This window comes from Desulfatibacillum aliphaticivorans DSM 15576, assembly GCF_000429905.1.
Taxonomy (GTDB): domain Bacteria; phylum Desulfobacterota; class Desulfobacteria; order Desulfobacterales; family Desulfatibacillaceae; genus Desulfatibacillum; species Desulfatibacillum aliphaticivorans.
Genome location: NZ_AUCT01000009.1, coordinates 1 through 24,358, shown reverse-complemented (window position 1 = coordinate 24,358; position 24,358 = coordinate 1). Strand labels below are relative to the sequence as shown.

Here is a 24,358-nt window from a genome sequence, read left to right as displayed (position 1 = left end):
TATAGCTATGAAAAGTGTTTCCTTATATTATTGTACTATAATTTTTCCGCTTTGAGGATGTTATCCAAAAACTGGCCGGTAAAGGATCGGGGATTGGCGGCCAGTTCTTCAGGCGTACCCACGCCCACAATGAAGCCGCCGTTATCGCCGCCTTCGGGCCCCAGGTCGATGACATGGTCGGCGGACTTGATCACGTCCAGGTTGTGCTCAATGACCACTACGGTGTTTCCGTTATCCACCAGACGATTCAAGACATTTAACAATTTTTGGATGTCGGCGAAGTGCAGGCCGGTGGTGGGCTCGTCCAGAATATATATGGTCCGGCCCGTTCCGCGTTTGGAAAGCTCCCTTGCCAGCTTGATGCGTTGGGCCTCGCCGCCGGACAGGGTGGTGGCCGCCTGCCCCATTTTGATGTAACCCAGGCCCACGTCAATGAGGGTCTGGAGCTTGGTGCGGATGCTGCCGATCTTGTCGAAAAACTCCCGGGCCTGGTTTACGGTCATGTCCAGCACCTGGGTGATGTTCTTTCCCTTGTACAGGATTTCCAGGGTTTCCCGGTTATAGCGTTTGCCGTGGCAGACGTCGCAGGCCACATACACGTCGGGCAGAAAGTGCATTTCGATTTTTATGATGCCGTCGCCGGCGCAGGCTTCGCACCTTCCGCCTTTTACGTTAAAGGAAAAACGGCCGGGCTTATAGCCGCGCACGCGGGAGTCCTGGGTTTTGGAAAAAAGCTCCCGGATATGGGTGAACACCCCGGTGTAGGTGGCGGGGTTGGACCGCGGGGTCCTGCCGATGGGCGACTGGTCAATGTGAATGACCTTGTCCACCAGGTGCAGGCCTTCCATTTCCCTATGCTCTCCGGCCTGGATGCGGGTCCGGTTAAGGTGCTGGGTCAGGCCTTTGTAAAGGGTTTCGATGACCAGGGTGGACTTGCCCGAGCCGGAAACGCCGGTGACGCAAATGAGCCGGGACAGGGGGAATTCCACGTCAATGTTCTTCAGGTTGTTTGCGTTGGCGCCCCGGATGACCAGTTTGCCGTTTTTGGGGGCTCTGCGGGATTCGGGCAGCTCAATGCGCTTTTTTCCGGAAAGATACTGGCCGGTCAGGCAGTCGTCTTTAAGCAGCTCTTCTGCATTGCCGGAAAAAACCACTTCGCCGCCGCGCATGCCGGCGCCCGGCCCCATATCGATGATGTGATCCGCCGCCAGCATGGTGTCGGCGTCGTGCTCCACAACCAGGACCGTATTGCCGATGTCGCGCATATGGCACAGGGTGTCCAATAAGCGCATGTTGTCGCGCTGATGCAGGCCGATGCTGGGTTCGTCCAGGACGTACAGGACGCCGGTGAGCTTGGAGCCGATCTGGGTGGCTAGGCGGATGCGCTGGGCCTCGCCGCCTGAAAGGGTGGCGGCGGTGCGGTCCAAGGTCAGGTAGTCCAGGCCCACGTTGGCCAAAAATCCCAGGCGCTCGTTGATTTCCTTGAGGATGCGGCGGGATATGTCCTGGTCCCTTTTGCCCATTTTCAGGTCCCGAAAAAAGACCAGGGCCTTTTTTACGGAAAGGGCCGTGACTTCAAAAATCGCCTGATCGCCCACCCGCACATTGCGGCTTTCCAACTTGAGCCTGGCCCCGTTGCAGTCGCTGCAGGGCTTAAAGGCCATGAAGCGTTCGATCTCCTCCCGGATTTGCTGGGAGGTGGTTTCCCTGTATCTTCGAATCAGGTTGGGCACCAGGCCCTCGTAAGGCTTGGTGTAGACGTAGCGCTGCCCTTTGCGTTCAAAGTAGAAATTGATGGGCGTTTTTGAACCGTTCATCAGGACCTTTTTAAACTTTGGGTCCAGGTCCTTGTAAGGCGTATAGATGTCCACCCCGTAATTGGAGGTGAGGGCGTCCAAAAACTCGAAAAAATGCACGGAACTGCGGTTGGCCCAGACCGCCACGGCGCCTTCCCGCAGGCTGAGCTCGTGGTTGGGGATGAGCAGTTCCGGATCGAATTCCATGGTGGAGCCCAGGCCGTCGCATTTGGGGCAGGCCCCCTGGGGCGAGTTGAATGAAAAGCTGGCCGGGGTGAATTCCGGGTAGCTGATATTGCATTGGATGCACGCGGAATGCTCGGAGAACAGGATGGGATCCTCCCCGATGGGATGCACGGTGGCGAATCCCTCGCCCTGGCTGAGGGCCAGCTCCACGGAGTCGGCCAGCCGGTTTTCCACGCCTTCCTTGATGACCAGGCGGTCCACCACCACGGATATGGTGTGCTTCTTGTTTTTTTCCAGGGGCTGGATTTCTTCCAGTTCGTAGATCTCGCCGTCCACCTGCACCCGGGCGAAGCCCTGCTTGGTCAGTTGGGTGAACAGCTTTTCAAAAGTTCCTTTTTGGCCGGAAACCAGGGGCGCCAGAATCATGGCTCTGGTCCCTTCGGGAAGCTCCATGATCTGGTCCATAATCTGGTCGATGCTTTGGGAAGTGATGGGGCGGCCGCACTTGTAGCAATGGGGCTGGCCCACCCGGGCGTAAAGCAGGCGCAGGTAGTCGTAGATTTCCGTGACCGTGCCCACGGTGCTTCGGGGATTGTGGGAGCCGGTTTTCTGTTCAATGGCAATGGCCGGCGAAAGGCCTTCGATGGTGTCCACGTCCGGCTTGTCCATGCGCTCCAAAAACTGCCGGGCGTAAGCGGAAAGGGACTCCACGTAACGGCGCTGCCCCTCGGCGTATAGGGTGTCGAAAGCCAGGGTGGATTTACCCGAGCCTGACAAGCCAGTGACGACCACCAGTTGGTTCTTGGGAATGTCCACATTGATGTTTTTCAGGTTGTGAACTCTGGCGCCCCTGACGATTATCTTGTCTTCTTTCAATTATGCCTCTGTATTTCGTCCGGCCGGCTCGTTGCGCAGCGGCCGGATAGCCGCAATGCCTTTGTTGGGGGTCCAGCCCCGTTTTTCCTGGGAAAAGCGGACAAGGCTCCAATCGCCCTCCCGCCTTTCCAAAACGACGGGGGAGCCGTCGTGGAGTTGGAACAGCAAGGTGTCATTTTCTCCCGGGCCCGCCCGCACGTCTATCTTATCTGCGATCACCACCGCGCGATGATCCTGGGAGGCATCATACCATTTTGCAATTCCAAAGAAAACCGCCGTCAGCCAGATAAGCCCCACGGCCATGACCACGTAAAAATTCCACTCAGCGGGTTTGAACAGCCGCACAATATAAAAGAAGCACAAGAAGAAATTGAGAACCGCCACTATCCAAAAAATTTCCATGCCCGTAAAACGGCGCACAAGATCGGACATGAAAAATGCGTTTTCCTGTTCGATTTGATCCAGCCTTTTATCCTGGGCGAACCCCAGGTTGAAATGGAGGTCCGGGTCCCGGGGCGTTAAAATCCTCGCTTTTTCATAATTGAGGATGGCCAGCCCGATCCGGTCCATTTTTAAAAACGCGGCGCCCAGGTTAAAATACACGCCGCCGCCCACCGGCGACTTGGCAATCATTTCTTCATACTGGGCCGCCGCGTCCTGAAAATTGCCTTCCTTATAAGATTGGTTGGCGGAGTAAAACAGGGCGTGATCGGCCTCTCCCGCCCAGGTCAGGGCCGGCGCCATCAATGCTATGAAAGCCGCTATGACAAGTAATCGTTTCATACCTTGACCTTTTTATCCACCGCCCTGACGACGTCCAAAAGCTCTTGTCTGACTTCCTGACTGAGCTGGCTGCCGCATTGGCTGAATACGCAGGTTTCCAGGCTGGAAAAAACCTGTTTCAAGCGGGACGCGGACTCCTGATCGACGCCGGCGGCCAGCATTTTATCCTCCGCCTCGTGAGACGTGAGGGTTGCGGCCTCCAGCCCAAGGCGCAGGGCGAGATATTCCTGCAAAGCCCGGAAGGCTTCCACGCTTTTATCAGGCCCCATGTCCTTTACGGATTTTGCAAAGGCCGCGTAAGCCTTTTTCGAGGCCCTGGCCCCGGCCTGTTCGGCGCGTTTTTTGCCGCCGCTGCGAATAATCAAAGCGCCGGCCAAGGGTAGGAAGGGAAAAACCATGATCAGAAAGCCCAACCACACAGGCATGGTCTGGCCCATGCCCGGCGCCACGGCCTTGGGAGTTTCTTGAATTTTAAGGATATCCTCCCCGAGCATTTGCACACGATGCTTGGAAGCGGAGTTCACCTGCATTTCCTGGATCGGCGCTGGCGCCGCATGCACGACGCCGGGCAGAACATGCAGGTTCATCTCCCGGGTTCTGGCGTATTCGTACTTGCCGCTTGCGGCATCAAAATAGGGGACGGAAAAAGCCGGAATGGCCACGTCGCCCTCGGCCTGGGGCACCAAAGCCCACTGCATGGTTTTCTTTCCAAAGGGGCCTTGCCCGTCGCGGTTATCCTCCAATTGGGGATCGCTGGGGTACACCTTCACCCCGGGCAAAGGCGGCAAATCCAGGTCCGGCAGCAACTGCACGTTTCCCCTGCCTGACAGCGTTACCGTGAGGGTGGCTGAGTCCCCGGCTTTCACCTCTTTGGGGTCCAGGTCCGCTTGGATGGAAAATCGGCCGATGAGTCCGTTGAAACCGCCAGGCGCCCCTTCCGTGGGCAATGCTTTGACGGAAAACGAAACCGGTTCCGACAACACCCGGGTTTTAACGACTTGTTCGTTGCCGAAAAACTGATCGTCAAAAAAGCCCCTGGGAAAACGGGAGGGCCTGCCGGAGGATTTGATCACCTCGGCTTTGACGGCCAGGGGGGGAATTTCATAATCGCCGGTTGCGGAGGGAATGACCTGATGCACCAGTTCGGCCACATTGAAGGTCTTGCCGTTAACGGTCTTTTGGAATTGGCGGGAGTCTCCGATTTGGGCAAACTCCAGATTTTCCATGTCGGGAAAGCCCTCAAACTGGATGTCCCGCAACGGGATGCTCCAATAAAACCGGACGCGGCAAAGAATGTCCTGGCCTGCATAAGCCTGCTTGGGCAGGACTTCCGCAGTGAAAAACATGGCGTCGTTCTCGCGGCCCTTGATTTCCCCCAAGGGGTCCACGGTCAGCCGCACGGTGTTGCTGTTATACTGCTTGCCGCCAATGGTTACGATGGCCGGCCCCAAGGTGTAGGTTCCGGTTTTAGGGGCGCTGATTCCATAGGTGTAGGTAATGCTGCGGTCGATCCGCCCGTTGACGATGCTCGTCCGGGACGACTGGCCGGGCCTGCCCACTTGAAGGCCGTTGGTTCCCCTAAGTTGAATGTCATCCGCGGACCCTGAGCCGGAAACCGTGACAGTCAGGTTAAAGACGTCCCCGGTCTGCACCCTGTTCGGGGCGGCGTCCAGGGAGACGGAGACGTCCGCCATGCACAAGCCGGGCGCCAGCAGGAAAGCGAGAATCAGCACGATAGGTATGATTTTACACGCTTCCGCTATGTATTCCCTCAATGATTTCATGGCTGCAGGCTTTTTTACCATCGTTTCCCTGAATTGGCGCGGTCGTCGCTTATGATCGCGCTTTTGTTATCCGGTCTGAATACCCTGTTTTCCTTCACATTGTCCAGCAGGGTGTCGGCCATCTTTTTTTCCATGGAGGACATTGCAGTCTGTCCGTCCTGATCCTGGGCGTCTTGCTCGGGCTTGTTCAGGGCCTGCATTTGGCCGTCCAGGTCGGCCTGATCCTGTTTTTCCTCGTCACCGGCCTGGGCGGCGGATTGCTGGTCCTGCTGTTGACCCTGAGCGCTTTCAGATTGTTGCTGTTGCTGCTCCTGGCCTTGCTTCTGATTCTCGCCCTGGTTTTTTTGTTGCTGATCTCCCGACTGCTGCTTATCCTGGTCGCCCTGCTGCTTGCCGTCCTGTTTATCCTTGCTTTGGGAGTCCTGGTTTTGGCCTTGCCCGTTTTGGTCGCCCTGCTGGCCGTCCTGCTGCTGTTGCTGATCGCCCTGCTGATCTCCTTGCTGATCCTGATTCTGTTGCTGCTGAACCTGAGCCTGGCGCCACAAGGCGAGCTTCAGGTTCTCCTTGGCGTCTTCGTCCTGGGGATTCAGGGCCAGGGCTTTTTGGAATTCCTTGGCCGCCTTTTCATAGTCCTCGCCTTTCATCATGGTCGCGCCCAGGTTGTAGGCGGACCGAAACTGGATTTCAGGGTCGTCGCTGCGTACGGCGGCGCTGGCGAAGGCGGACTGGGCGGCTTCCATGTCTTCCGCCATGAACGAGGCCACGCCCCGGTTGTAGCGCCAGCGGACGTCCCGCGGATTTTCCATGTCCTTGTCGGCGAAGGCCTGGGCCGCATCCTTGTACTTCCCTTCCTTGAACAGGGCCTCGCCGTCGGCGGCGCCCCAGGCGAGGGAAGCGCACAAAAACAGGCTAAGCACGGATATCAAGAATTCTTTCACGGAGCACCCCTTCAATCAACAGCAGCGCCCACGCTGCTATCAGGAAGATAAAAAAACGCTCTTCCCGGATGGTGATTTTGCCGGTTTTTAGAATCTCGGCTTCGGTTTTCTTTTTAATTCCGTTGAAATACAATTGATCCAGGTCGAAATCCCCGGCCTCGGACCTAATGTAATCGCCGCCGGTTTCATTGGCAATGGCCTGCAGCGTGCTTTCGTCCGGCTTGGACAGGATTATTTTACCGTCGGCGTCTTTTTCGAAGCCGCTGCCGTCCAGGCTGGGCACGGGGCCGCCGGCCGGATCTCCTATGCCGAGGACGAAAATGCGAATGCCTTCGTCAGAGGCTTTTTCAGCGGCTTTCAGCCCGGCCTCCTCGTTGTCTTCGCCGTCTGTGATGAGCAGGATGACCTTATCCGTGGAAGACTTGGGATCAAAAGCGGTCATGCCCATTTCAATGGCGGCGCCCAGGTCGGTGCCCTGGAATCGCAAGGGCAGCAGGTCCACGGTCAATTGGTCCAAAAACATTTGAATGGCCTGGTAATCCAGAGTCAACGGACATTGGGTGAAGGCCACGCCGGAAAAAGCGACCAGCCCCAGCCTATCGCCGGTGGCCACCCGAATCAGGTCCGCCACCTCGCGTTTGGCTCGTTCCAGACGGTTTGGCTGGGCGTCCTCCACCATCATGCTGTTGGAGATGTCCACGCACACCATGATGTCCACCCCCTTACGGGAGACCTCCTGGTAATGCTCGCCCCATTGCGGGCCGGCCAGGGCGAAAATCATCAAGGCGACTGCGCTGATGAACATCACCGCCCGCACCACGGCCCGGGCTCGGGACTCCAGGGGCGCCAGACGCGGCAGCAGATGTTCGTCCGCATAGGCGGCCAGACTTTTTCTTCTTCTTCGTTTGGCCAGAATTTGCAGGAACGCCAGCAACGGAATGGCCAGCAAAAAATTTAGTATCCACAGTTTATCAAAGGTCATGGGACGGCCCTCCCCAACAACCCGGTCGCCTCCAAAAGGACCAAAGCCAGGGCTGCCAATAAGAACCAGCGATAATGCTCCTTGTAATGAAAGAACTCCTTAACCTTGGCTTCGGTTTTTTCGGCCTTGTCGATTTCCTTATAGATGGAGTCCAACTGTTCCGTATTGGAGGCGTGGTAATATTTTCCCTGACCGATAACGGCGATCTGGGCCAGTTCCTTGGAGCCAGCCTGCTCCGTGCCCATGCCAATCGTGTAAATCTTGATTCCCAGGGCGGCCAGGGCCTCCGCCGCTCCTTGAGGCGTCATGTCTCCGGCCGTGTTTTCGCCGTCGGACAATAAGATGACCACCTTGGACATGGCGGGGATGTCTTTGATGCGTTTTCCGGCGACGCCCAGGGCGTCGCCGATGGCTGTCTTACGGCCCGCCATGCCGATTCGCAGATTTTCGATGAGATTGAGCAAAAGACCTTTGTCCAGGGTCAGCGGCGCCTGGGTGAACGCGTAATCGCCGAACACCACCAGGCCGATTCGATCTGTGTCCCGGCGTTTTACAAAGTCATGGACAACCTTTTTGACGGCGGTGAGACGGTTGACGCGCTGGCCGTCTATGGCGAAGTCCGGCTGCGCCATGGACTCCGAGGCGTCCAGGCACAGGATGATGTCCACGCCCGGAGTTTTGATTTCCCGCGAGGCGTCCACGGTTTGGGGCCGGGCGACGGCCGCCACCAGCAGGACCAGGGCGAGCGTCCTAACCAGAAGAGGAATGCGCGCCCGTATCTCTGCATTTTTTCCGGCGATCCGCCCGAGACGGGAGGCTGCGGAATAGGTCACCGCAGGAGGCCTTTTTTTCAGGGAGACTCCGGCCCACAAAAATATGGGTATGAGCAGCAGAAAAAAATATGGATAGGCAAATTCAAACATAACGCCCTACTCCGCCTTTCCTTTGAAATCCGCCGGGTTTGGCTTCACTTCGTTGTCCACAACCTCGGCCTGAACTTCCTGCACGTCCTCCATCCAGGAATAGGTTTTGTTCACGTAATCCCGCGCCATGGCGATGTGCTCCTTCCGGGTCGCTTCGGCGATACGGGCCTTTGCGAACTTGACCATGTCCGCCTCTTCCAACAAGGGCATGATTTCCCAATCCTCCCGCTCCTGGATGCGGGTCCGGATTTCCGAGGTTGTCAATTCCTCGGCGGGAAAGGGCCTGATGGCCCCCATATAAGCCCGGACAATGGCGGACAGCCTGAAATAGCCCTCCTTGTCCTCGCCTTTGGAGGCCCACCACGACTCCAGCTTGTCCAGATTTTCCAGGGCCACTTCATGGGGCGCCGCTGTCTGGATTTCCAGGGTTTGGATGCGGCGGCTCCGCAAATAAAACCACAGGGCGAAGGCGGCCAGGGCCAGCAACAACAGCCCGGCTCCGATCCACGGCGCGTATTTGCTGAAAAACGACTTGCCGGGAATCAGGCCTTTGATGGGCCTTGGCTGCATCTTGGAGGGATCGTCAGGCAGGCCGTTATCCACCTGAATTTCCTGGGAGGAAAAATCCAGCCATTGCTTGGCTCCGTCCTTATTTATGAAAGCCACGCTGAAACCAGGGACTTTAAAGCGGTCCAGGGAATTGACCAGCAAGGAAAGATCCAGGCCTTTATCCGTAGGTTTTTTATCCAGGATCACCAAGGCATCCAGGCCGGTTATTTCCACCGGATCGGTAAGGGAGGCGCCTTCAGGCAGGGAGGCTTCCAGGCTGAGGGATACCGGTTCTCCCAGCACGGCTTTTTCCGATAAAAATTTTGCGTTCCAGGAGGGCTGAGCCGGCGCAATTTCGTCCGCCCACAAGGGCAAGGACGAAAACAGGAAGATTAGCAATATAAGCAGAATGTTCAGGAAGCGTTTCATCATTTACGCGCCTCCCTTCTGCGGAAGTACTCGGTCAAGGGCTGAACCACGGACCCGCCCGTGGAAAGCTCCACCCTGTCCACGCCGGACTTTGTGAGCAAGGTCTTCAACTCGGCGTCCCGGTGGGCCACGTCCTCTTCCCAACGGCGGCGAACGCCCTTGTTGGATGTGTCGACGGCCAGGGCCTGCCCAGTTTCGGGATCCCGCATCCAGACAAGCCCCACGTTGGGCAGGACGCGCTCCGCCGGGTCCTGAATTCGGATGGCCGTCAGGTCGTGCTTGCGGGACGCCAGGTACATGGAGGTCTGGGTTTTATGGTCGAACTCAGGAACCATAAAATCCGAAATAAGAAACACCACGGCGTGGCGGCGCACCAGCTTGTTTAGATGATCCAGGGGAGCGCTCAGGTTAGTAGCTGCAGACTGAGGCTCGTGGGAGAAGATATCCCGGATCAAGCCCCAGACATGGCCGGCGCCTTTTTTCGGCGGGATGAAACGCTCCACCTTATCGGAAAACAGGATGGCGCCCACTTTGTCGTTGGTGCGTACGGCTGTAAAAGCGAGCAGACCGGCGACTTCCGCAGCCAGCTCCCGTTTGAAGCGCTTGGAGGTCCCGAACAGGTTGGAGGCCGAAAGATCCAGGAGTAAGAGAACCGTCAACTCCCTTTCTTCGGAGAACACCTTGACGTAGGGATGCCCCATACGGGCGGTGACGTTCCAGTCGATGTCCCGCACGTCGTCGCCCGGGACGTACTCCCGCACTTCCGAGAATTCCATACCCTTGCCTTTAAAGGCGCTCACGTACTGGCCCGCGAACAGGTCATTGGCCAAAAAGCGTGTACGGAAATGGAATTTTTGAATTTTCCCGATTAGTTCCTTGGGCAGCATAATTCCATCGCCATCATTTGATTTTGGGGAACTTCAATCCGTTCCAACAGGTTTCATGTCAGTTGGTCAGGTACAACTCTCCTGGCCCTTGCCTGGCAAAGTTGTCAGGGGACTTCGATCCTCTCGAGCAAGGTTTTAATCAGTTGGTCAGAGTCGATTCCTTCGGCCTCCGCCTCGTAACTGACCATAATGCGGTGGCGAAGCACGTCCGGAGCCATGGCTTTGACGTCCTGCGGGATTACATAGGCGCGGCCGTTGATGAACGCATGGGCTCTGGCTGCTGCGCCCAGGTAGATGGAAGCCCGGGGTGAGGCCCCGTAACGTATGAGGTTTTGAGAATCCAGGCCGTAGGCGGCGGGGTCGCGGGTGGCCCTGACCAGAGAGATGATGTAGTCCGTGATTTTTTCTTCCATGTGCACGGCCTGCACTGCTTTTTTCGCCTCATCAATGGATTGGGAAGACACGGCTGAGCACACGTTTTCGGTCACGCCCTGGCGGACGCGATTCATGATCTCCTTTTCCTGGGCTTCGGTGGGATAGGTCACGTTGATTTTCAACATAAACCGGTCCACCTGGGCTTCAGGCAAAGGATAGGTGCCTTCCTGCTCGATGGGGTTTTGGGTGGCCAGCACCATAAAGGGCTTTTCCAGCTCAAAACATTTGCCGGCCAGGGTGATCTGGCGCTCGCTCATGGCCTCCAGCAGGGCGCTTTGCACCTTCGCCGGAGCACGGTTGATTTCGTCGGCCAGAATAATGTTGTTGAAGATCGGCCCTTTCCGGATGACGAACTGTCCGGTGTCCGGCCGAAAGATCTGGGTGCCCAAAATGTCCGCGGGCAGCAAGTCGGGCGTGAACTGAATTCTTTGAAAGCCCACGTCAATGGCCGCCGCCAGAGTCCTGATGGCCGTGGTCTTGGCCAGGCCCGGCAACCCTTCCAACAAAAGGTGTCCGTCGCAGAGCAGGCCGACCATGAGCCGTTCCAGCAGGTCTTTCTGTCCTACGATCACCTTTTCCACCTCCGCCATAACCTGGCGGATTACCACATTTTGTTTTTCAACTTCCTGGGTGATTTCTTGGATTTCCATTTGAAACCGTCCTCGCAAAAAAGATCTGAAGACTACTGTTTCCGACAGGCCCCGTTTCCACCAAGAATTAAGCTAATGCAATTCTGAGCGGCGTCAACCCAATTAATTTTATCGGGTTCTTACCAGACGGAATCCGTTATTGTAGCGTTTAAAAGAGGGAGTGGCGTAACTGCGGTTGGCGCTGCGTATGCCCCGGCTTTCATTATCCCAGCTTCCTCCGCGCACCATGCGGCGTTTGCCGGTTTGAGGGCCGGCGGGGTTGACTTGCTCGCCCGGACGGTAGGGGGCTTTCCAATCCTGGCAGGCTTCCCAGACATTGCCCATCATATCGTACAACCCGAATGCATTGGGAGAAAAACTGCCCACAGGCGCCGACACGGCAAAGCCGTCGTTGCAGGGGTGCACATTCCAGGAGGGCCAGTACTTCCCGGCGGTTTGGTCCGCCACATTGGCGTACTGGCAGGTTTGGGAAACATCGTCGCCCCAATATCTGGACGTCTCGGTTCCGGCTCGACAGGCGAACTCCCATTCCGCTTCGGTGGGCAGCCAAAAGGAGTACTGCCCCTGGTTTTGGGCGGAAAGCCAGATGGCGAAAGCCCGGGCGTTTTTCCACGAGACATTGACCACGGGCTGGGCGTCCATGTTCAGGGGATGGCCTTCGTATTCCCCGCTGTCGTGCCCCGGCCGAAAATAATGATACTGGGCGTTGGTCACCTCGTATCTGCCCATCCAAAATCCGTCCAGGCAAACTTTGTGGACCGGCCCTTCGTCCTGATAGCGATCCGGATCGGTTTTCTCCGTGCTGCCCATCACAAAGCATTTACCGGGAATGAACACGAACTCCATGCCCGTGACCGGCTCTACAAATACATCCCCGGGCTTATCCTGGGGCTCGGTGGGGGCGTCGCCCTTGCTGGATATGATTCTCCACGAAAGATCCATGCCTATCTTCGGCTGATGCGCAGCAGCGGGGACGGCGAACATAGGGAGCAGGAAAACTAAAGCGATTATGGAAAGCAGCCGTTTTGCCAATTTATTTCACCTTGCTCAGTTTCACAGGGTTGTTGATTTCCGCATAGGGAATTTGCATGACGCCTTGCTCCTTCATTTCCCTGGATGTCCAGTCAAACGCCTCCCGGGCGTCCACCCAGCCGTCCTGATTTAGATCGCCCTTCCCCATTAAGGCTTCCAACAAAAAATAGCTGAAAGCCCCCTGCTCGCCAGGAGGAAGCTCCACCGCCTCTCGCGTCACGCCCGCCGCCGTCAGGATGGACGCCCTGGCTGCAAAAAGATCCGTAACCGGCGCAGGAACCACGCCTTTACCCAGGCCCACGGATTTTCCGTCCCCATAAAAGCCTGCATCCAAAATAATGTGTACATTGGAGGAGCCGCTGTTGGAAAAAGCCTCCTTGATCTCCGACAGCGAAATAGGCTGGCCTTTCTCCGGGTGGTCCGGGTCTGCGTCATAAGGCATGATCAGGCAATCCAGGACGGTATGCTTGTCCTCGGCATACACCGGCATGCCTTTGCCGGAAAAGTACAGGATGACCAGGGCGCCGGGGTTTTCGGAAGCCTTTCTTCCCAGCCAGGCGATGTTTTGACGGAGATCGCCGGATTTGGCTTCCGTCCCAAGGTTAAGTCGAATATTCCTCTTTTCATTGGGGAAGCCCATATAGGAGAGCAGCAGGTCGCGAAACATCAGGGCGTCTTTTTCGGCGTAGCGGGGGCCTATCATGTGTTTGTAATTTTTTAAGCCCACAACCAAGGCGAAGGCGCCGTCTTCTTTTCGGCGGAATTTCGGTCCCTGGTCAACTGATAGAGGATCGAACGCTACGCCATGGTCCGGGGGATAAATGGGATCTCCGGGGTTGCGGAGATGCGGCAAGGGAGCAGTCTCGGGCAAATGCTTCGGCCGGCCTTCCAGTGCATCCTTCATGGTCGTCGCCGCCTGAGAGAAAGACTCCGCCTGGGGAAATTCTTCAGCCAGGCTTTCCATGCTTGATAGGGCGTCCTGTCCTCCTCCGGTCTGAAACGACTTCCAACCTGCTGCAACCGCATATGCGACGGCGCGTTCTTCATACCAGGGCGTTGTCTGGCGTTCGTTGGCGAAAACCATCTGCACGGCATTCGTGTATTGCCCCCGGGCGAACAGCACTTCCAAACGGATGGCCATGGCGTTCGGGGAATCCGGGGCGGCGGCCAGGGCTTGCATGGCGTAGTGATCAGCCTGGTCCACGTCGCCTGTCTCCAGGCAAAGCCAGCCCAAATTGCAGAGCAAAACCGTGTCCCAGGAGCGATCCCCCGCCAGTTCCTCCCAGGTTTTTCGAGCCTGGGAAACGCTTCCGGTACGGTATTGGGCTACTCCCAAATTATAGGCGATGTCCGCGCCCTCCGGACAATAGAACTGCGCCAACTCCATGGCGGCCAGGCCCCGGTCCGGATGCTTGCGGAAATTTCGCCGCCCCCACGAAGTCAAGCCCCGGGCCAGGACGCACATGGCGCCATTGGCCTGTTCAGGGAGTTGAACGCTTTCCGCCCCGCTTTTTGCATCTTGCCGCCAGTCCTCCGCCAATGACGCGAACAGGCGGTTTCTGGCCCTTTTGAGCACCTTGACGTCCGAAAAACGAATGGCCAGGTCCATGATTTCCAGAGCCGCCTCTGCGCGTTCGCCGGAATCGTATCGGCGCCTGATTTCGTCCACGGCATTGTCCACAGCCTTTTTACGATACTCCTTGGGCATGGGCGCCGCCTCGCCAAAGACGTATTCCACGGCGGCAACATATTCGCCTTTTTCGATCAGGCCGTCCAAATGGGTGGTTTTTTCGCGAAATTCCTTTTGATAGGCGGCTTCTGCGTCGGGCTCCAACTCCGTCCAGTCCATCTCGGCTGAAACGCGTACTCCGGCCAGCAGGCAGACTATGCACAAAACCAGGACGAAACCGGTTGTTTTTAAAGAAGTTGCTACTCGCATTTTTAACAAGGCCAAGGCAAGCGGAGCGGATAAAATTATAAAAAACGTTGTTTATATTCATTATGGCACAGACGGCGGGAAATAACAAGCTGGAGGCAATTTTTGAGAGAGCAATTTCAGTGGGGCAAAGGTCTGCTTCATGGATGATCCTCACAGGCGCCTCAGGAAAAAAAAGTCTCTACCCCGGCAAATCCATTAGGACCGTTCTGATCATGTCAAAATATGAATCCTTTTTCCATCCTCCCCAAAGCAGCCATCTGATCCATTCATCAATAACTTCAAGGGCTTGTTCAGACAGTCTGAACTGGGTCAGATTGATGGAGTCGTGATGGGCGCCGACGGGTTGTATATGGTCCAGCCTTAAAATAGATTCATCTGTGGAAGAGCCTATAGGCAGGCTGTCCCAAACAAACTGAGGGTATTCTCCGGCGCAAATGCGCAACAGGAATTCCCGCTTGAAACCCGATCTCTTTTCTCCTTCATCGGCTCCATAATAGGGAGCGACGAGAATGGTGGGGGCTGTTTGCCATTTGGGTTTCCCTTGGCGAAAGGTCCTTTCCACCATTTTACCTTCCCGACCGACTATCAAGGCTGGCCTGAGCTTGGCTCGATATACGGCCCGGACTTCGCCGGGATAGGCTGGCATTGCCGCCACCGGCAGTTTTAGGGAGGGCTGCTGCTGATGGGTGCGCAGCGGGCTAATTTTAAATTGGGCCTTTTCGTGATTTGTGGGTTCTTCACGGCCCGTGGGTATCATTTGGGAAGGCGTCTGATCAACATGAGGGATGAAAACCCGGACTAGCCTCCCTCTGCAATAGTCTTTACCCTCATCTTCTTCCCACCATTCACCTAAGCAATGTTGAAATGTGTTCTCAGGATATTTCCGAGTCATATCTGGCCTTTGATTTCCAGACATCCGGGCTGAAGTGCGCCGTCCCTTCCAAGGGCGTAACCGGTTCACCAGCGAGAAGATCCAGCCATTCCACCCCTTCAAAAAAGACATCGTCATAGCGAGGCTCTTCCTCCGGAGTGACTAAGGCGTCGTCCTTGGGGGGAGAGCTGTTCTTTAACCTGTTTTTAAGGTCTTCTATAGCCTGCTTCCGTTTTTTCATTTGCCGCGTAGTCAACGTTTTGGGTTTTTCCTCCTCCTCACGCACGACCTGCTTTAAAGCGGCTCGGGAAAAATCTAGCAATTCATTGGGGGCAGCCGTCAACATGGGCAAGGTCCTGTATGTATGATCCAAAAGACTTTCAGTGTCGGAACCGAATTTATGAACAGCTTTCCGAAGCGGTCCGTCAATGGAAAGAGGAACCTGTTGCTCCAATTGATGGAGTAAATGGCTGCTTTTTTTTGGGGAGTACCGCCTGACCTCATCGTATTTTAGGGTGGAAAAAGTCCGCTTTTCCGACCCGATGGCCATTAAAGCAGGCTCTATCCGTCCATGAGCTTCCTCGGCCCACGGACCAAAGTGGTAAAATCGCCATGGCAGACCGGTGAACGTTTCTCCGTTGTTCCGCTCCGCATAGGCCAAGTCGGAAAGATAAAGGTATTTTATAAGATGAATGGGTCCGAGTTCCCTGTCATCCCATTCCTCTTCCCCAGCCAGGGTTAAAATATATTGAAATAAAAGGTCTATTTTAGCGTAATCTGTCATCTTTGGTATGCGCCCTTTCAAAAGAAGGATTATTATTAAATCAAATCCCGTTTACAAAGTAAAGCCTTAGTCGAACCGGTGCAACTGAAATTATTCATGACAAAATGTTTCAAACTCATTGGCAATCGGCCTCGGTCCCAATAAGGGGTTTAAAAACCATCGCGATCAGTTACTCCATCGGATTAAAAAGTTTTAGACTTGACCGGTTAACTTGCCGCAATGGCTATTAACCTCAGGCGGCATTGCCTTAAACGTGCCGTATCTTTATTTCTGAAGAAACGGAAGGAAGTGCTTTCCTGGCTCCCCATCATTCTCCCATTTTGCTGAAACCATCCTGTTGGCCGTCCAGCAAAGGGAGCTATCGGGATAGCCTTAACAGTTTCTTGAACGTTAACACAATCCGGGATGAAAAGAATAAACTGAGGGAAAACTATTGAAAAGTCCAAGAGGGCCTCTGGACGTATGGGGCTTCCGTGCGCATTTTAAAAATGGTGAGACCGGCCGACCTATATATGGTATGATATTTGAATATCAAAATGGGTCCGTTGCATTTTTCCATGAAAAAGGAGAAGCGGATGCAACCGGACTTTCCCCCCTGAAAACCGGGAAAAACAGGTTGATAAAAACCGTGGGTATGATATGCGGAATCCGACGCTTTTTCCGCGTTAGGAAAATATTAAGTAATACTAATGGATTGTAGATTGCGATCATTCGCAATGAATTGAGCAACGAGGATCATACATGAAAGCCTTGCTGGCTTTAGAAGATGGCCGGACGTTCAAGTGCCGCTCATTCACCGGCTCTGGGGAAGCCCAGGGCGAGGTGGTGTTTAACACGGGCATGAGCGGTTACCAGGAGGTGCTTACCGACCCCTCCTACCGGGGGCAGATGGTGACCATGACCTACCCCCTGATTGGCAACTATGGAATCAATGACGAGGATGTGGAATCAAACCGCATCCAGGTTGCAGCCTTTCTTCTCCGACAATACCAGCCATATCCCAGCAATTTCACTTCGCTCCGAAGCCTGGCCGATTATTTGCAAAGCCAGGGGGTTCTGGGTGTGCATGATTTCGACACCCGTGCGCTCACCCGGCATATACGCAGCAAAGGCGCCATGCGCGCCATGATATCCACCCGGGATCTTGATCCCGAATCTTTGGCGGCCAAGGCCCGGGCCATTCCGTCCATGGCGGGGTCGGATCTGGTGACCGGCGTAACCACGGACAGGCCCTACAGATGGGTTGACGGCAAGGTGGAAGCGGTCACGGAAAACGAATGGCAGCAGCCGAAAATCTGGCGTCATCGCGGGGACAAGCATTGCGTGGTCGCCTTTGACTACGGCATCAAGTACAACATCCTGCGCTGCCTGGAAGGCCTGGGCTGCGAGGTATTTGTGGTTCCCGCCTCCACGACGGCGGATGAAGTCAAGGCCATGAACCCGGACGGCGTGTTTTTAAGCAACGGCCCGGGCGACCCGGAGCCGCTCAAGTACGCGGTGAAGAACATTCAACCGTTGATCGGCTACAAGCCGTTGTTCGGCATATGCCTGGGCAACCAGTTGCTTGGCCTGGCTCTCGGCGGCAAGACGTATAAGATGAAATTCGGACACAGGGGCATCAACCAGCCGGTGAAGTACTTGCCGACGGGCGCCATTGAGATCACCAGCCAGAATCACGGCTTTTCCGTGGATTTCGACTCCCTGCCAAAGGGAGAGGCCACGGTGACGCACATCAATCTCAATGACAACACAGTGGAAGGCATCCGGCATAACAAGTTGCCGGTTTTTTCCGTGCAGTACCATCCCGAGGCCTCGCCCGGCCCTCATGACGCCCATTACTTGTTTAAGGAATTTGTGGGGTTAATGAAATAATGCCCAAGAGAACCGATATTAAAAAGATTCTTATCATTGGCGCAGGCCCCATTATCATAGGTCAGGCCTGCGAGTTCGACTACTCGGGAACCCAGGCGTGCAAGGCCCTGAAGGAAGAGGGCTACGAAGTCGTCCTGGTGAACTCCAATCCCGCCACCATCATGACCGACCCGGAAACCGCGGATCGCACCTACGTGGAGCCCGTGACCCCCGACGCCGTGGAGAAAATCATCGCCAAGGAGCGCCCCGACGCCTTGCTGCCTACTTTGGGCGGCCAGACCGGCCTGAACACGGCCATTGAGGTGGCCAAACGAGGCGTGCTGGAAAAATACGGCGTGGAGATGATCGGCGCCCGGGTGGAAGTGATTGAAAAAGCGGAGGACCGGGAGCTTTTTCGCACAGCCATGGAGAACATCGGCCTGAGCGTTCCCCAGAGCGAAATCGTCCACACTTTGGAAGAAGCCCGGAAGGCAGCCAAGGACATCGGCTTTCCCATCATCATCCGCCCCAGCTACACCCTGGGCGGCACCGGCGGCGGCATAGCCTATAACGTAGAAGACCTGGACGTCTTTGTGAAGAGCGGCCTGGACGCCAGCCTGATCCATCAGGTCATGCTGGAGCAATCCGTGCTGGGCTGGAAGGAATTCGAGCTGGAGGTCATGCGGGATAAGGCCGACAACGTGGTCATTATCTGCAGCATCGAAAACATGGACCCCATGGGCGTACATACCGGGGATTCCATTACCGTGGCGCCGGCCCAGACCCTGACGGATAAGCAATACCAGATCATGCGGGACGCCACCCTGGCTGTCATGCGCGAAATCGGCGTGGATACGGGCGGCTCCAACGTCCAGTTCGCCATTAACCCGGAAAACGGGGACATGATCGTCATCGAGATGAACCCCCGGGTGTCCCGGTCCAGCGCCTTGGCCTCCAAGGCCACGGGCTTTCCCATTGCAAAAATCGCCGCCAAGCTGGCCGTGGGATACACCCTGGATGAAATCCCCAACGACATCACCAAGGAAACCAAGGCCTCTTTCGAGCCCACCCTGGACTACTGCGTGGTGAAAATCCCCAGGTGGACCTTTGAAAAATTCCCGGAAACCGAGGACTTGCTCACCACCTCCATGAAGTCCGTGGGCGAAACCATGGCCATAGGCAGAACCTTTACCGAAGCCCTGCAAAAAGGCCTGCGAAGCCTGGAAATCGGGCGATTCGGATTCGGCGCGGACGGCAAGGACGCCTATTGCAACGGAGTATTTCCAGACCCGCAGGAAATGCGGCAGAGGCTGGCGGTTCCCAACTCCCAGCGGATGTTCTATTTGAGGTACGCCATGGAGTCCGGCATGCCTCTGGAGGAAATCCACGAGCTGACCAAGATCGATCCTTGGTTCCTGTATCATTTGTCCACCATCCTGGAGATGGAAAAGAAGATCGCGGGCGCCGGGCTGGATATGGATGAGGACGCGCTGCTGGAAGCCAAACGCTTCGGCTTTTCCGACAAGCAGATCGCCTTCCTGACCGGATCGGATGAAGAAACCGTCCGGGCCAAGCGGTACGAAAAAGGCGTCCGGCCGGTGTACAAACTGGTGGACACCTGCGCCGCGGAATTCGAGGCGGCCACGCCGTACTATTATTCCACTTACGAGGAAGAGGACGAAGCCAGGATTTCGGACCGCAAAAAGGTCATGATCCTGGGCGGCGGGCCCAACCGGATCGGCCAGGGCATTGAATTCGACTATTGCTGCGTGCACGCTTCCTTCGCCCTGCGCGAGGAAGGGGTGGAAAGCATCATGGTCAACTCCAACCCGGAAACGGTCAGTACGGACTACGACACCTCGGACAAGCTCTATTTTGAGCCTTTGACCGCGGAGGACGTGCTGCATATTGCGGAATCGGAAAAGCCCGCGGGCGTGATCGTCCAGTTCGGCGGCCAGACTCCCTTAAACATCGCCACGGCCATTAACAAGGCCGGCGTGCCCATTATAGGAACTCAGCCCGAGAGCATCGACCGGGCCGAGGACAGGGAATTGTTCAAGGTCATGTTAAAAAAACTGGGCCTTGTGCAGCCGGAAAACGGCACCGCCATGGACATTCCCGGAACCCTGGCCATTGCCGAGGAAATCGGCTATCCTGTGATTGTGAGGCCCTCCTTTGTGCTGGGCGGCCGGGCCATGAAGATCGTTTACGACTCCTCAGCTTTGGAGGAATTCGCCCGGGAGGCCATCGTAGCCAGCGAAGGGCATCCGGTTCTGATAGACAAGTTTTTGGAAAACGCCGTGGAAGTGGACGTGGACGCCGTGTGCGACGGCGAAACCACCATTGTGGCGGGCATTATGGAGCATATCGAGGAAGCGGGCATCCATTCCGGAGATTCCGCCTGCGTCCTGCCTCCCAAAAGCCTTTCCGAAAACATCAAGAATCAAATCCGCACCGCCACCCAGGCCCTTGCCAAAGAACTGAACGTCATCGGGCTCATGAACATCCAGTATGCAGTCAAGGATGAAGAACTTTTCGTCATCGAGGTCAACCCTCGTGCGTCCCGGACCGTACCCTTTGTGAGCAAAGCGACCGGCGTGCCCTGGGCCAAGATAGCCACCAAGGTCATGCTGGGGCGCAAACTCGCGGATCTGGGCATTACCGGAGAGGTCATCCCCGAGTATGTATCGGTCAAGGAAGCGGTCTTCCCGTTTGACCGGTTCCCGGGAGTGGACACCTTGTTGGGGCCCGAGATGAAATCCACCGGCGAGGTCATGGGCGTGGATCGGACCTTCGGTCCTGCTTTCGCCAAGGCGCAGTTGGGCGGACGCCAGAACCTCCCGGAGGAAGGCACGATTTTTTGCAGCGTCATGGACTCGGACAAGGAAAAAATCCTGGAGCCCATGCGCAATCTCAAGCAGCTGGGATACACCATTATAGCCACCCGGGGGACTTCTGAGTTTCTCACGTCCCACGGGGTGGAGAACAAGATGATATCCAAGGTGTCCGAGGGAATCCGGCCTCATGTTGTGGACGCCGTCAAGAATCAGGAGATCCACCTGATCATAAACACCGGCGTGGGAGAGCGCTCCACCAGGGACGGATACAAGATCCGCCGGGCCGCCCTGAGATTTGGAGTGCCTTATACAACCACCGTGCCGGGCGCCTTGGCCATGTGCGAAGGCATCGCCTCCATGAAAGAGGAGACCCTGGGTGTGTGCTGCTTGCAGGAGTACCACGCAGGATAAATACTTGTTTGTCGGGGGGATCGTCACGGCGTGCGTTTTAGCGCCGCCCCCAAATTTTTAAGCCGGACGCTCCGGCGCCCGGTTTACCCGTGCCTGAAGAACCAGGATTGGGAAAGTGAGCGGTGATAATGTTAGAATCGGGAAAGCCCCGGGATGAATGCGGCGTTTTTGGAGTTTTCGGACATCCGGAAGCGGCGAAACTGACCTATTTCGGCTTGTACGCCCTGCAGCACAGGGGCCAGGAAAGCGCTGGAATAGCTTCTTATCAGGATGGAACCCTCCACGCCCATAAGGCTATGGGGCTGGTGCCTGACATTTTTGACGACGACATCATAGCCAGCCTGCCGGGAGATACCGCCATCGGCCAGGTTCGGTACTCCACCACGGGCGGCTCCAATATTGTCAACACCCAGCCTTTTGTGGTCAGGCACAATATGCGCACCTACGCCCTGGCTCATAACGGCAATTTGGTGAACGCCCACATTCTGCGCAAAGAGTTGGAAGAGACCGGCTCAATTTTTCAAACCACCATGGACACGGAAATTTTTCTCCATCTTCTGGTGAAAAACCTGAAGCTGGGCTTCGAAGGCTCCTTGCTTAAAACGGTGGAAAAGATTAAGGGGGCCTATTCCTTTGTTTTGCTCACCAGCAAAGGAGAGATGATAGGCATTAAGGACCCCAATGGGTTCCGGCCTCTTTGCCTGGGCAAGCTGGATAACGGAAACTACGTGCTGGCTTCCGAAACCTGCGCCCTGGACCTGGTGGAGGCGGAATTCGTTCGCCAGTTGGATCCGGGCGAGATCGTCATCATCAGCAAGGACGGCATCCGCAGCATCCACATGCCCGTGCCCAAACAAAAATCCTTCTGCATATTCGAATTCATATACTTCGCCCGCCCGGACAGCAATATCTACGGACATAACGTATACAGCATGCGCAAACGCATGGGGCAGATACTCGCCCGGGAGTCCCATATAGACGCCGACCTGGTCATGCCTTTTCCGGACTCGGGCAACTACGCGGCCATAGGCTATGCGGAGCATTCCGCCCTGCCCTTTGAAATGGCCATGATCCGCAATCACTACGTGGGCAGAACCTTTATTCAGCCCAGCCAAACCATGCGGGATTTCGGGGTGCGGGTGAAGCTGAACCCCATCAAAAGCGTGCTGGAAGGCAAACGAATCATCATTGTGGAAGACTCCATCATCCGCGGCACGACCGCCAAGACCAGGGTCAAGGCTCTGCGCGATCTGGGCGTCAAGGAAGTGCATATGCGGGTGAGCTGCCCGCCGCACAAATTCCCCTGCCATTACGGCATTGATTTTTCCTCCAGCGGCGAGCTGGTGGCGTCGGATAAGAGCATCGATGAATTAAGGGACTACCTGGGCCTGGATTCCCTGCACTATCTGTCCCTGCCCGGGCTTCTGGAATCCACCAACGTGCCGGAGCCGGAAACCATGTTCTGCAAGGCTTGCTTTGACGGCTGCTACCCCGTGGCCTTTGACGACAGCGTCACCAAGGACTGTCTGGAACTTATGTAAAACGCAGTTCCTGATATATATAAAAATCAAAAGGCCTCTCTTGCAGGGGCCTTTTTTTATTCATGAATCCATTATGAAAACCTGTATCATCGGCATAGATTGCGCCACCGCGCACACCCGGACCGGCGTCGCATACGGAGAATGCGAGGGGACGGACCTTCGAATCAACCATGTAGAGGTCCGCAACCCGGAAATGGTCAAGGACATGGCGGCCGCTGTCGCAAAGGCGGAACGGGTTTTTCTGGCCATGGACGCGCCTTTGGGCTGGCCCGCCCTTTTGGCCAAGGAACTGGCCGATCATCAGGCGGGCGATCCCTTGCCCGGCAAGGCCAATGACCTTTTCCGCAGGCATACGGACAGGTTCTGCTGGAAAAAAATCGGCAAGCTGCCGTTGGACGTAGGAGCGGACCGAATTGCACGCACGGCCCATGCGGCCCTGGAAATTTTGCTGGAATTGCGGATGTTGACGGGAGAACCCATCCCCTTGGCGTGGTCCCCGGATTACCAGGAAAAGGTCTGCGCCGGGGAAATCTATCCCGCAGCCGTGCTTATCAAATACGGCCTGCCCTCCTCCGGGTACAAGGACGATAAAAGCCAAAAATGCCTGGATATCCGCCGGAAAATCCTGGACGGAATTATTCCTCGATTGAAGGGGGCCGAAAATCTGGAATTGCTGGTTAAAAACGCGGACGCCCTGGACGCGGCCCTGTGCCTTATAGCCGGGCGCAATTTTTTAATGGGCGACGTGTGCTTTCCTGATAACGAGGAACTGGCCCGCAAGGAAGGGTGGATTTGGCTTTGAAGATTGGCGCGCCGCAGTTATTCGGTTGAAGGCTCTGCAAAAAGCTCCGTCAGGTTTCCGAACTTTTTGTGCCGGCTTAAAACATGCTCCACCTGGGCGATTCGCTCTTCCACGCTTCCCCGCAGGACAAAATACGGTAAACGCCGCTCGGCCAGGTCTCCAATAATCTGGTTTTGAAACCACCGCCTTTTTACGTCCCCGCTTCGATCCCAGGTATCGGCGTAGGGGATGTCCGTATCGCACAGGAAAAAGAGGTCGTACCGGCTTTGGGAATCGCGCGCCGCCTTTTCCAGCACAGGGCCGGCCTCGCCGTGGTAATCCTTGGCGAACACGTAGGTGGTTATGGGGCAGGTGTCGCAAAAAAGGTACTGATTGGCGTCCTGAACGAGAACGTCCTCCCGGCGCATGTGCTCCAGGGGGATTTCCTCGAATTGATCCAGGGTAATGCGGCGGTCCACATGGTTTTCCCTCCAGTATTCCCCGCCGTACTCGGTCATGAATACGGTCTGATATTTTTCGGCCAGGGCCTGGACCAGGGTGGTCTTGCCCGTGGAGGGCGCGCCCATAAAGCACACCCAGGTTATTAAATCCCTATAAACCAGAGGGTCCACAAACTTACGATTGGCGAACAGGTCTTGGCGGATTTGCGTCCCGGATACGGGAAGATGCCTCCGGTCGGGGTCTACGCGGCGGTCATGTGCGCCAAGGGCTTGGCTGACGTGCTCGCCGTAAAACTCCCCGGAGAAAAGATGAGTGATTTTTTCGGTAACCGTCTAAACAACCGCATCTTCACGGGGTGGTTGGGATGTGGCATAAGAATTTCCATCTTTTGAAAGGAGATTCCATGTCACAAGAAGCAATTTATCCGACGAAGAGCCGAGAAGATCGTTTTTTCGCACCAAGCCAAGACCTGTCCGATCCCAAAGCCAAACGTCGGTTCTGGGAGCATCACCTCGCCCGATGCCGCCAGAGCGGCCTTACGCAAAAAGCCTATTGCCAAAAACACGGTCTCAAGCTCCATCAGTTTTATTACTGGAAGAAGCGGCTGATGCAGGATCATGGCAAAGTCTCG

Annotated in this window: 19 protein-coding genes; 5 read left to right on the top strand and 14 right to left on the bottom strand. The window is 56.0% G+C overall.

The window, feature by feature from the left end:
• Positions 1-35: 35 nt before the first annotated feature.
• The 13 genes from uvrA to G491_RS0109885 form a co-directional block, all read right to left on the bottom strand.
• Positions 36-2,858 (bottom strand): excinuclease ABC subunit UvrA, encoded by a 2,823-nt coding sequence (uvrA, locus tag G491_RS0109950; protein ID WP_028314488.1) that lies wholly within the window; start codon positions 2,856-2,858, stop codon positions 36-38.
• Positions 2,859-3,641, bottom strand: a complete 783-nt coding sequence (locus G491_RS0109945) for an SH3 domain-containing protein (protein WP_028314487.1) — start codon at positions 3,639-3,641, stop codon at positions 2,859-2,861. It lies immediately after the preceding gene.
• Positions 3,638-5,425, bottom strand: a complete 1,788-nt coding sequence (locus G491_RS0109940) for a BatD family protein (RefSeq protein WP_169829417.1) — start codon at positions 5,423-5,425, stop codon at positions 3,638-3,640. The genes G491_RS0109945 and G491_RS0109940 overlap by 4 nt, the downstream gene beginning before the upstream one ends.
• Before the next feature lie 14 nt (positions 5,426-5,439).
• Entirely contained in the window at positions 5,440-6,363 is a 924-nt protein-coding gene (locus tag G491_RS30185) for a tetratricopeptide repeat protein (RefSeq protein WP_028314485.1), read from the bottom strand.
• Positions 6,335-7,345: a vWA domain-containing protein gene (locus G491_RS30180; protein ID WP_035218418.1), complete on the bottom strand. Its 1,011-nt coding sequence runs from the start codon at positions 7,343-7,345 to the stop codon at positions 6,335-6,337. Before G491_RS30180 ends, G491_RS30185 begins: the two co-directional genes overlap by 29 nt.
• Positions 7,342-8,268 carry a VWA domain-containing protein gene (locus tag G491_RS0109925; protein WP_028314484.1) on the bottom strand — a complete coding sequence of 309 codons (927 nt, stop codon included), beginning with the start codon at positions 8,266-8,268 and terminating at the stop codon, positions 7,342-7,344. The genes G491_RS30180 and G491_RS0109925 overlap by 4 nt, the downstream gene beginning before the upstream one ends.
• A 6-nt stretch (positions 8,269-8,274) precedes the next feature.
• Positions 8,275-9,249, bottom strand: a complete 975-nt coding sequence (locus G491_RS0109920; protein WP_028314483.1) for a hypothetical protein — start codon at positions 9,247-9,249, stop codon at positions 8,275-8,277.
• Positions 9,246-10,133 (bottom strand): DUF58 domain-containing protein, encoded by an 888-nt coding sequence (locus tag G491_RS0109915; RefSeq protein ID WP_015948219.1) that lies wholly within the window; start codon positions 10,131-10,133, stop codon positions 9,246-9,248. The genes G491_RS0109920 and G491_RS0109915 overlap by 4 nt, the downstream gene beginning before the upstream one ends.
• A 104-nt stretch (positions 10,134-10,237) precedes the next feature.
• On the bottom strand, positions 10,238-11,218 hold the full coding sequence (locus tag G491_RS0109910; protein WP_015948220.1) for an AAA family ATPase: 981 nt from the start codon (positions 11,216-11,218) through the stop codon (positions 10,238-10,240).
• Positions 11,219-11,326: 108 nt separating this feature from the next.
• Positions 11,327-12,160: a formylglycine-generating enzyme family protein gene (locus G491_RS0109905; protein WP_248635361.1), complete on the bottom strand. Its 834-nt coding sequence runs from the start codon at positions 12,158-12,160 to the stop codon at positions 11,327-11,329.
• Between the two features lie 91 nt (positions 12,161-12,251).
• Positions 12,252-14,189, bottom strand: a complete 1,938-nt coding sequence (locus G491_RS0109900; protein ID WP_084511473.1) for a caspase family protein — start codon at positions 14,187-14,189, stop codon at positions 12,252-12,254.
• Positions 14,190-14,367: 178 nt separating this feature from the next.
• A complete protein-coding gene (locus G491_RS0109890; protein WP_028314480.1) occupies positions 14,368-15,081 on the bottom strand; it encodes a hypothetical protein in 714 nt (237 codons plus the stop codon).
• Positions 15,062-15,844, bottom strand: coding sequence for a hypothetical protein (locus G491_RS0109885; RefSeq protein ID WP_035218414.1), 783 nt, complete (start codon positions 15,842-15,844; stop codon positions 15,062-15,064). Before G491_RS0109885 ends, G491_RS0109890 begins: the two co-directional genes overlap by 20 nt.
• A gap of 741 nt (positions 15,845-16,585) precedes the next feature.
• Between G491_RS0109885 and carA the strand changes: the two genes are divergently transcribed.
• From carA to G491_RS0109860, 4 genes are all read left to right on the top strand, one after another.
• Positions 16,586-17,716 (top strand): glutamine-hydrolyzing carbamoyl-phosphate synthase small subunit, encoded by a 1,131-nt coding sequence (gene carA / locus G491_RS0109875; protein WP_028314478.1) that lies wholly within the window; start codon positions 16,586-16,588, stop codon positions 17,714-17,716.
• A complete protein-coding gene (carB, locus tag G491_RS0109870; RefSeq protein WP_028314477.1) occupies positions 17,716-20,943 on the top strand; it encodes a carbamoyl-phosphate synthase large subunit in 3,228 nt (1,075 codons plus the stop codon). The genes carA and carB overlap by 1 nt, the downstream gene beginning before the upstream one ends.
• 128 nt (positions 20,944-21,071) lie before the next feature.
• Positions 21,072-22,484, top strand: a complete 1,413-nt coding sequence (gene purF, locus G491_RS0109865; protein ID WP_028314476.1) for an amidophosphoribosyltransferase — start codon at positions 21,072-21,074, stop codon at positions 22,482-22,484.
• Between the two features lie 73 nt (positions 22,485-22,557).
• On the top strand, positions 22,558-23,286 hold the full coding sequence (locus G491_RS0109860) for a DUF429 domain-containing protein (RefSeq protein ID WP_051327178.1): 729 nt from the start codon (positions 22,558-22,560) through the stop codon (positions 23,284-23,286).
• A gap of 17 nt (positions 23,287-23,303) precedes the next feature.
• On the opposite strand, the gene G491_RS30175 is transcribed toward G491_RS0109860, so the two are convergent.
• Positions 23,304-23,852 (bottom strand): AAA family ATPase, encoded by a 549-nt coding sequence (locus tag G491_RS30175; RefSeq protein WP_248635359.1) that lies wholly within the window; start codon positions 23,850-23,852, stop codon positions 23,304-23,306.
• 278 nt (positions 23,853-24,130) lie between these two features.
• Between G491_RS30175 and tnpA the strand changes: the two genes are divergently transcribed.
• The coding region (tnpA, locus tag G491_RS34900) for an IS66 family insertion sequence element accessory protein TnpA (protein ID WP_428829355.1) at positions 24,131-24,358 on the top strand (228 nt) is incomplete at its 3' end.